At 66.8% G+C, this 8405-nt stretch carries 7 protein-coding genes; 2 read left to right on the top strand and 5 right to left on the bottom strand.

What is annotated here, in order from left to right:
• Window positions 1-38 precede the first annotated feature (38 nt).
• Both FMM79_RS00890 and FMM79_RS00885 read left to right on the top strand, forming a co-directional pair.
• Window positions 39-791 carry a 16S rRNA (uracil(1498)-N(3))-methyltransferase gene (locus FMM79_RS00890; RefSeq protein WP_148625286.1) on the top strand — a complete coding sequence of 251 codons (753 nt, stop codon included), beginning with the start codon at window positions 39-41 and terminating at the stop codon, window positions 789-791.
• Window positions 792-867: 76 nt separating this feature from the next.
• Window positions 868-2241 (top strand): glutamate--cysteine ligase, encoded by a 1374-nt coding sequence (locus FMM79_RS00885; protein ID WP_148625284.1) that lies wholly within the window; start codon window positions 868-870, stop codon window positions 2239-2241.
• Between the two features lie 15 nt (window positions 2242-2256).
• Here the strand turns inward: FMM79_RS00885 and FMM79_RS00880 are convergent, their stop codons facing one another.
• The 5 genes from FMM79_RS00880 to FMM79_RS00860 all read right to left on the bottom strand — a co-directional run bounded on the left by FMM79_RS00880 (window position 2257) and on the right by FMM79_RS00860 (window position 8177).
• Window positions 2257-3624 (bottom strand): isoprenylcysteine carboxylmethyltransferase family protein, encoded by a 1368-nt coding sequence (locus tag FMM79_RS00880; RefSeq protein ID WP_148625282.1) that lies wholly within the window; start codon window positions 3622-3624, stop codon window positions 2257-2259.
• A gap of 106 nt (window positions 3625-3730) precedes the next feature.
• Window positions 3731-5110: a PQQ-like beta-propeller repeat protein gene (locus FMM79_RS00875; RefSeq protein WP_148625280.1), complete on the bottom strand. Its 1380-nt coding sequence runs from the start codon at window positions 5108-5110 to the stop codon at window positions 3731-3733.
• Between the two features lie 23 nt (window positions 5111-5133).
• Window positions 5134-5988 carry a tetratricopeptide repeat protein gene (locus tag FMM79_RS00870; RefSeq protein ID WP_148625278.1) on the bottom strand — a complete coding sequence of 285 codons (855 nt, stop codon included), beginning with the start codon at window positions 5986-5988 and terminating at the stop codon, window positions 5134-5136.
• Window positions 5989-6120: 132 nt separating this feature from the next.
• Window positions 6121-7245, bottom strand: a complete 1125-nt coding sequence (locus FMM79_RS00865) for a glycosyltransferase (protein ID WP_240338893.1) — start codon at window positions 7243-7245, stop codon at window positions 6121-6123.
• 29 nt (window positions 7246-7274) lie between these two features.
• Window positions 7275-8177, bottom strand: coding sequence for an alpha/beta fold hydrolase (locus FMM79_RS00860; protein WP_148625276.1), 903 nt, complete (start codon window positions 8175-8177; stop codon window positions 7275-7277).
• Window positions 8178-8405: the final 228 nt, after the last annotated feature.

Below are 8405 nucleotides of genomic sequence, written 5' to 3'. Positions count from 1 at the left end.
CTCTAAAGCGCGTTCCTCCGCTGCAACGAGATCCGCCCATGCCCGCCACTCCCGCCTGGCCGCCACGCTCGGCCCCCCGTCTGTTCATTCCCAGCCCCCTTGCCGAGGGGCAGGAGCTGCGCCTTGACGGCAACCCGGCGAACTACCTCGCACGGGTCATGCGCGTGGGCGCAGGCGATGCGGTGATCCTGTGCGACGATGTGACCGGCGAATGGGCGGCCCAAGTGCTCGACGCGGACAAGCGCCACGTCACCCTCGCCCTTCGCCAGAAGCTGCGCGACCGCGAAGCGGTACCCGATTTCTGGCTCTGCGCCGCGCTTCTGAAAAAGCCCAACTTCGATCTCGTGATGGAAAAGGTGACCGAACTGGGCGTTGCGCGGATCCAGCCGGTGCTGACCCGGCGCTGCGTCGCCGACAAGCTCAATCCCGAGCGCGCGCAGACCATCGTGTCCGAAGCGGCCGAGCAGTGCGCGCGTACCGCGCTGCCCGGACTGGCAGGTCCGGTGAAGCTCGACGCGCTGCTGGCTGACTGGCCGGAGAACCGCGCGCTGTTCTTCGCCGACGAACAGGGCGGCGAACCGGCCGCCGCGCAATTTGCCGCGCACGATGGCCCGGCTGCGCTGCTGGTGGGCCCGGAAGGCGGCTTCGACGACGCCGAGCGCGCCGCGATCCGCGCCCATCCGGCCGCCCGCGCGATCACGCTGGGCCCGCGCATCCTGCGCGGAGAAACCGCCACGATCGCGGCCTGCGCGGTGTGGATGGCAACGCGGGGCGACTGGTCCACTGTGTGAATACCGCGCCATATTGTATGCCTGGAAACAAAAATGGGGCTGGCGCTAAGGCCTTCGCATCTCTACCTCCGGGCCCATGAGTACCCGCGAGGCTTCGGATCGTGACGATCCAGTAATCGAGACCCTGGACCAGCTTGCCGCGCCGATGGCCGCGGGCGAGAAGCCGCGCGAGGCGTGGCGGATCGGGACCGAGCACGAGAAGTTCGTCTACGACACGAGCGACCACCACGCCCCCTCCTACGACGAGAAAGGCGGCATCCGCGACCTGCTCCTCGCGCTCGAGGAGTTCGGCTGGGAGCCGATCCTGGAGGGCGGCAAGGTCATCGCGATGAAGGGCGCGGACGGCACCGTCAGCCTGGAGCCCGCCGGACAGCTCGAACTTTCGGGCGCCCCGCTTGAAAACCTGCATCAGACCTGTGCCGAGACCGGGCGTCACCTCAACCAGGTCAAGGCCATTGGCGAACGGCTGGGCAAGGGCTTCCTGGGCCTGGGCATGTGGCCCGACAAAGCCCGCGCGGATCTGCCGCTGATGCCCAAGGGCCGCTACGACATCATGACCCGGCACATGCCGCGCGTCGGCTCGCTCGGCCTCGACATGATGCTGCGCACCTGCACCATCCAGGTCAATCTCGACTATTCGAGCGAGGCCGACATGGTGCAGAAGTTCCGCACCTCGCTGGCGCTGCAGCCGCTGGCAACCGCGCTCTTTGCCAATTCGCCCTTCACCGAGGGCAAGCCCAACGGCATGCTTTCCTACCGCAGCCACATCTGGTCGGACACGGACCCGGCGCGCACGGGCATGCTGCCCTTCGTGTTCGAGGACGGCTTCGGCTACGAACGCTATGTCGAGTACATGCTCGATGTGCCGATGTACTTCGTCTTTCGCGACGGCAAGTACATCGACGCGGCCGGACTGTCCTTCCGCGACTTCCTGAAAGGCGAACTTTCGGTCTTGCCCGGCGAAAAGCCGCGCATCTCGGACTGGAACGACCACCTCTCCACCGCTTTCCCCGAAGTGCGCCTCAAGTCCTTCCTGGAAATGCGCGGCGCCGATGGTGGCCCGTGGAACCGCATCTGCGCGCTTCCGGCGCTGTGGGTCGGCCTGCTCTATGATCAGGGCGCGCTCGACGCGGCCTGGGCCCTGGTCAAGGATTGGGACCTGGAAGGGCGCGAGACACTGCGTTCCTCGGTCCCGAAACTCGGCCTCGACGCGCCTATCCCGACCGGCGGCACCTTGCGCGACATCGCGGGCGAGGTGCTCGACATCGCGCGGCAAGGACTTGCCGCGCGCGGCCGCCTCAACGCCAGTGGCGACAACGAAACCGGCTATCTGGAACCGCTGGCCGAGATCGTCGCCAGTGGCCGGGTTCCGGCCCAGCGCTTGCTCGACCTCTATAACGGTGAGTGGCAGGGCGAGATCGCCCCTATCTACAAGGTCAAGAGCTTCTGATCCGGCCGGGCCGCCCTACTCGGCGGCCTGCGCGGACACCGGCTTGGGGGCAAAGCGCGTCCAGAGCTTCGAGATGGTGCGCGTGATGAAGGCATTGCGCGCCATCCAGGCGTGGTATTCACGGTACTTGGCATCCTCGCGCAGGAGATGCGCTTCCTCGGTCTTCGCGCGCCAGAAGTAGATCGAACTGACGATGGCGAGCAGGACAGTGTTGCGCACCATGTCGGTGAGCGACCCGTTGGTGACGAGGAAGGGCAGCGTCGAGAGCCACCAGAAGGCGTTCTTGGACAGATAGGCCGGGTGGCGCGTGAAGCGGTAAGGCCCGTTCGTCAGCACCCCGCGATAGGTCAGGTTGGAAAAACGCAGGCCAAAGGCGAAGGTCGCCCAGGCGTAGATCGCGGTCAGGACCACCATCAGCCCCGCCCAGAGCCACAAAATCGGCGTGTAGCCCTCGAGCCAGTAGGCCCACCCACCCGTGTGGACTTCATAGCCCAAGACGTCCGACCGCCCGATCGTGCCCCACACGAAGGGCGGATAGCACAGGAGCGCGGCCACCCAGCCCGCCAGGAACGGGTTGCCGCTGCGGATATGGGCATCGAGCGGGCGGAAGGTAAAGATGTAGCCCACGGTGCCGATCTGCACGTCAATGAGGAACAAGAGCCCAATCAGGAGCGAGCCCGTCTCGACCGGGTCGGAGCCGATCTGCGACAGGTCCGCCTCGACGATATGGGCGAAGCCGCCGGGCAGGATCGAGATCATGAAGGCACCAAAAAAACCCTTGATGGCCCAGGCCCGCCAGTGCTTCTTCACCTGCACTGCCTCCCACGCCTCGCGGCCGAGGAGAAGCGCGCCGAAGTGCCAGGAGGCATCGCACGGCTCGATGAGAACCCGGTCGAGCCACAGGACATAGGGGATCGAAAGGAGGAATAGGATCGGCGCCGCCGCGCCGATTACCTGCATGGCAAAGAGGTACTGCCCGTCCCAGTACCAGCGCGCGATGCAGTAGAAGAGGCCGATCCCGATCCAGGTTGCCCAGAGCCCCGCGATCTTGGTGATCGAGATCTCGCGGGCCGCGCGCCAGGGGCGCGGGTGCGCCCAGTCGATGCCGGTGGAGGGGTTTTGATGAACCTTGTCGATGAGGAGCGAATAGAGGCTCATCGCCGTGCCCGTCATGAAAAGTGCGGCAAGCGAAGCGTAAGGGCCGCTCATCGCGGCGCGGGGGCCGGGAAATTGGAAAGCCTGTGCCAAACTCGCCCAGTTGCGGCAGATCAGCAGCCAGCACAGGAGCGCAGCCAGCCCGACAAGGCCAGCACCCGCCGACACGTCACTGGCCGGGCGCTGTGCGCATGTCTCGCTATCCCCCGTGTCCCTCTGGCTCGTCATGCCAGAAGAGCTACACGCAATTGGTTAAAGCGACCGAAACGGAGGAAACCGCCGCAAGGAGGGATGGAAGGCGCATGTCCAGAACCGAACATGCGCCCAACCGATCTTAACGGAACGCGGTGATACGGCCCGAATCGTCGAGCACGAAGAGCGTCGAGTTGGCCACCACGGGGGCAAGCGAGACGGCGTCCTTGACCTTGGTGAAGAGGGTTTCCTCACCGCTTGCCGGGTCGATGCGGTAGACCTCACCGTCCGAGTTGCCTGTCCACAGCGCGTTGCCAGCCAGCACCGGGCCGACCCAGAACACCGGGTTCTTGCGCTTCTTGGGGTTGCCATAACGGGTCAGCTGGGTCAGCCAGCGCACCTTGCCGTTGGCCCGCGAGATCGCGAGGATTTCGGCCTTGTCATCGAGAGTGAACACCCAGTCGCCTGCGACCGCCGGGGTGGAGATGCCCGCCAGGTTCAGCTCCCACACGCGCTGGCCAGTGAGCAGTTCGTAAGCCGCCATACGCCCGCCCTGACCCAGCGCGAAGACGCGGCCCTGGTCGATAATGGGATCGGCATCGACGTCGGTAAGGCTGCCCACCTCGGTCGAGATCGAAGTGCGTGCGAGCGCGTCCGACCAGAGCTGGCGGCCGTTCTCGTAGCGGTAGGCAACGAGTTCGCCCGAGGAGTAACCCGCGATGACCGTGCCGCGCGCCGCAGCGGGCGAAGCCACGCCGAAGACGCCCGACTGGGTGATCGAGCCCGATTCGCTCCACAGCACCTTTCCGTCGGCCGCGTTGAGCGCGAAGATCTGGTTGTCCTGCGTCATCACGTAGATCGCGTTGAAGGCAACCGTGGGCGCGCCGCGCAAGGGACCTGCGGGCTTGACTGACCACGTCTGCTCGCCGGTGCGCGCGTCAAGCGCGGCAACTTCGCCTACGCCCGTGGTGACGAAGACCTTGCCGCTGTCGAAGCTAACACCGCCGCCGAAGATCGACTTCTCGTCTTCGCCGGAAACCTTGAAGCTCTTGGTCCAGACCTCGCTGCCGGTCTCCACGTTGAAGGCATGGGCGACACCGCGCGTGTCGATGACATAGAGCCTTCCGTCGCCCACCACTGGCGAGGCGGCCAGACGCGCGCGCTGCGTGGAGCCTGCGATGCTGGCACTCCAGACCTCGGACGGGTTGGAGGAAAGCGCGAGGTGGCCGTAGGACTTGCTGGCGCTGCCGCCGCCCTGGGCCCAGGTTGCGTTGACCTGTTCGGGCGGCAGGATCACCGAAACGCCGGCCATCGAGGGATCGACTTCGGCGCCGCTCTCGATGCGCGAGAGGATGGGAATACGCTCACCCACGGTCGGGGTCTTGGGACCACCGTCCCCGCCACCGCCGAAGAGCTTGCAGCCCGAAAGGCCCGTCACCAGCGCAAGCGCCAGGAGCGGCGCGGCGCGGCGGCGCCACACGGCGCGGCGCGGGGCCCGATGGGTCAGGTCGACTGCGGTCATGCCTTTATCCTTACAGGTAAATTTCATTCGGCGGCCGTCTCGCCGCTGTCGGCGGCCTGCGCCTTGGCGCCCTTGGGCGCGGCTTCGGGTTCGGACGTGCTCTCGGTGTCCTCGATCGCCTCGCCGCGCGCATCGACCACGTCGGGCACGGCATCGACACCAAGGACAGCAGCGAGCTGGCGCGCGCGGCTGCGCTGGCCTTCGCTGGCGTTCTTATCCTTGGCGATCTCGGCGAAGAGGGGACCAGCCTGGTCGGGCTTGTCCATCTTGAGGTAGGCCATGCCGACCATCTCGGCCGCGACGCCGAACCAGGCGTTGCCCGGCGCGGCCAGCGGCTTGAGGCGATCGACCACGTCCTGCGGCTTCATCTCATCGAAGCGCGCAGCGACAAGGCGCACGGTGGCCAAATCGCGCAGCGGCTTGGGGGCAGCCTCATCGGCGGCGACGCCTTCGTAGATCTTGGCGGCACCGGCCACGTCATCCTGCTCCTGCGCGATCGCGGCAAGCATCAGCTTCGCAGGCACGGCATTGCCCTTGGCATCTTCGCCGCTCAGCGCCTGAAGCTTGGCCTTGGCATCATCGAGATTGCCTGCCTGGACGCTGTCGAGCGCCTGGATATAGGCCTCGGCGTGCTCTTCGCGCAGGGTATTCTGGTGGTGGTTCCAATAAAGCCAGCCACCAAAGCCTGCGAGGACGATCACGATCAGCGCGGCAAGCGCCAGCCCCTTGCCCTTCAGGAAGCTTTCCATCTGGTCCTGGCGCAGGGCATCGTCGACCTCGCGGACGAAGACGTCCTGCTGCGCGGCCTTGCGGGCCGCGGCCTTGTCGTTCTTGTCGGAGCCGGTGGAGGCGGAATTCGTGTCAGGTGGCAGGGCCAAGATCGGGGCGCTTTCTGCGGTACGAGGTGGGTTTGAGGCTGTTTAGCGTATGAATGCGGCTTTTCAACGGCCATCATCGCTGCACGTCCCGCTCTGAAGCGGAACTGAACGGGATTTTCAGAACGGCAAGGGTCAGCCTTGCGCGCCTCCCATAGCCGCTGCGTAGGTTTCCCGATAGGCCGAAATCATCGCGTTTTCATCGTAGAAAGCCTGGGCGTAGTCCTGGTTGGCGGCTCCGACCCGGGCGCGCAGGGCCCCGTCCTCGGCAAGCTCGCCCAGCGCGCGGGCCAGCGCGGCCTCATCGCCGGGCGCGGTGATGAAGGGACGGTTTTCCCCAGCCACCATCGCCGCCACATCGCCGACGGCGGGCGCGGCGATGGCAAGGCCCGCCGCCATCGATTCGACCACCGAGATCGGAAACTGCTCGCTATCGGAGGAGAGCGCGAAAAGATCGAAAAGCCCCACCACGCGCGCCGGATCGGCAACGAAGCCGGGCAGGTGGACGCGCTCAGCCACCCCCAGCCGCTGTGCTTCGGCCAGGATTGTTGCGCGTTCGGGCCCCTCGCCCACGATAATGAGCTGCCATGGCTGCGGCAGAGCAGCGAAGGCGCGCACCAGCCTAGGCAGGTTCTTGACCGCCCGCAGCCCCGCAAGCGTCCCCAGCCAGAACGTGCCGGGCACCTTGGTGAGGCCGGGAAGGGAATCGGGCGCCGGGCGCGCGGCATAGCGCGCGGTGGGAATACCGTTACCGATCATCCGCACGCGCGCGGCGCTCTGGTGCCAGGCATCCCGCGCGATGGCGGAAAGGCGCTGCGAGGGCACGACAAGCGCCGCCGCGCCCACGAGTGCCACCCGCCGAAACAGATTGCGCTGCCATTTGAGCCCGGCCGCCTCGTCCTCGTTGAAGCCGTCCTCGTGGTGGACCAGTGGTGGCAGGCCAAGGCCCCGGGCAAAGAGACGGTGCGCCAGCACTGCATCCATGGCGCCCCAGTTGTAGGTGAGGACAAGGTCGTACCCCCGCATCGCCCGGGCGATACGCCACAGGCGAACGGGTGTGGGACGTCCCTGAAGGGCCGGGAAATTGCCCCCCAGCGTCACCTGCAAGGCCGGATCGAGCACATCGGCCGCACCATAGGCGCCGGGCTGGGCAGAGACCACCGTATGCGCGATGTCCGGCCCGAAGGCCTGCATCAGGCGCACCGCGCGCAGTTCCTTGCCCCCGGCGTTGAAGCCCGAATGAAGGTGCAGGAAATGCACAGGCGCCCCCTTCCCTCTTGGCGCCCGGCTCAGAGCGTGCGCGCCAGCAGCGCCTCGATCGCGGCGAGCGCCTCAGGCTCGTCGAGAGTCGGCGCGTGGCCCACGTGGGCAAGCGTCAGCGCCTCGGCGCCCGGCACCCGCTCCAGCATCTGCGCCAGGGTCTTGAGCGAGAGCACGTCGGAAAGTTCGCCGCGCACCACCAGCAGCGGACGCCCCGCCATCGCCTCCCACCAGGGCCACAGGTCGGGCTGGTCGGCAAGGTCGATGTCGAGGACCGGTTCGGCGATCTTCATGTCGTAGTCGAACACCACGCGCCCGCTGCTCGAAAGCGTCATCAGCCGCTTGGCCATGCGGATCCAGAAGTCGAGCGGCTGGTCGGGATGCGAGCCATCGTGTGCATCCTCGATGCCGCGCGCGGCGTGAACCCAGGTGGGATAGCTGCGCCCCTGCCCCAGGTACTCGCGGATGCGCTCCATCCCGGCCGGTTCGAGCCAGGGGCCGACATCGTTGATGACCGCACCGGCGATCCGCTCGGGGATCTCCTGGACGAGCCCCATGGCCAGCAGCCCGCCCAGCGAGGTTCCGATGACGACCACCTTCTGCAGCCCCTCGTGCCGGATGAGATCGAGGATATCGGCGACGTACTGGACAGGGCCGTAGCTGGAGGCCTCCTTGGCATAATCGCTCTCGCCCCGGCCGCGCAGGTCCGGGCACAGCACGTGCCAGCCGCGGTGCGCAAAGTGGGGTGCTAGGCCGTCAAAGTCGCGCGCGTTGCGGCTGAGGCCATGGAGACACAGCACCACGGGGCGCGCCTCGTCGAGCACCTGTGCGCCGTCCACGCTGGCGGGAAGATAGTCGCGGTAATGAAGTTTGAGACCGTCCGCGCTCGACCAGTAGCGATCCTCCCAGAGCCGTTCCTCGTAATTGGTCATGTCGCGATGGGGTCCCGGTCTCGTCCTGTTGCGGTTGCCTGGCGCGGTGCACATTGCCGGCGCCAGGGGCAAGCGACTGATAGCCCTCCCCGATCCATCTGAACACCCGGCTTGGCCGCGGCGCCGCGAAGGGACGCTTGCCCTGCACGCGGCGTGTGTGCTTAGCGCTTGAAGGCGCGCGCAGGGACGTCCACGTAGGAGGGATGGCAAGCTCTCTTATACACATCT

The organism is Novosphingobium sp. BW1 (assembly GCF_008107685.1).
In the GTDB taxonomy this organism is placed as follows: domain Bacteria; phylum Pseudomonadota; class Alphaproteobacteria; order Sphingomonadales; family Sphingomonadaceae; genus Novosphingobium.
Note: the sequence above shows the minus strand (reverse complement) of the source record. Positions and strands in the feature narration are given on the sequence as shown.

What these genes read in the sequence shown, in the direction of transcription:
- FMM79_RS00890 (WP_148625286.1), top strand. Translation starts at nt 39, where the DNA reads ATGCCCGCCACTCCCGCCTGGCCGCCACGCTCGGCCCCCCGTCTGTTC.
- FMM79_RS00860 (WP_148625276.1), bottom strand. Translation starts at nt 8,177, where the DNA reads ATGACCAATTACGAGGAACGGCTCTGGGAGGATCGCTACTGGTCGAGC.
- FMM79_RS00880 (WP_148625282.1), bottom strand. Translation starts at nt 3,624, where the DNA reads ATGACGAGCCAGAGGGACACGGGGGATAGCGAGACATGCGCACAGCGC.
- FMM79_RS00885 (WP_148625284.1), top strand. Translation starts at nt 868, where the DNA reads ATGAGTACCCGCGAGGCTTCGGATCGTGACGATCCAGTAATCGAGACC.
- FMM79_RS00875 (WP_148625280.1), bottom strand. Translation starts at nt 5,110, where the DNA reads ATGACCGCAGTCGACCTGACCCATCGGGCCCCGCGCCGCGCCGTGTGG.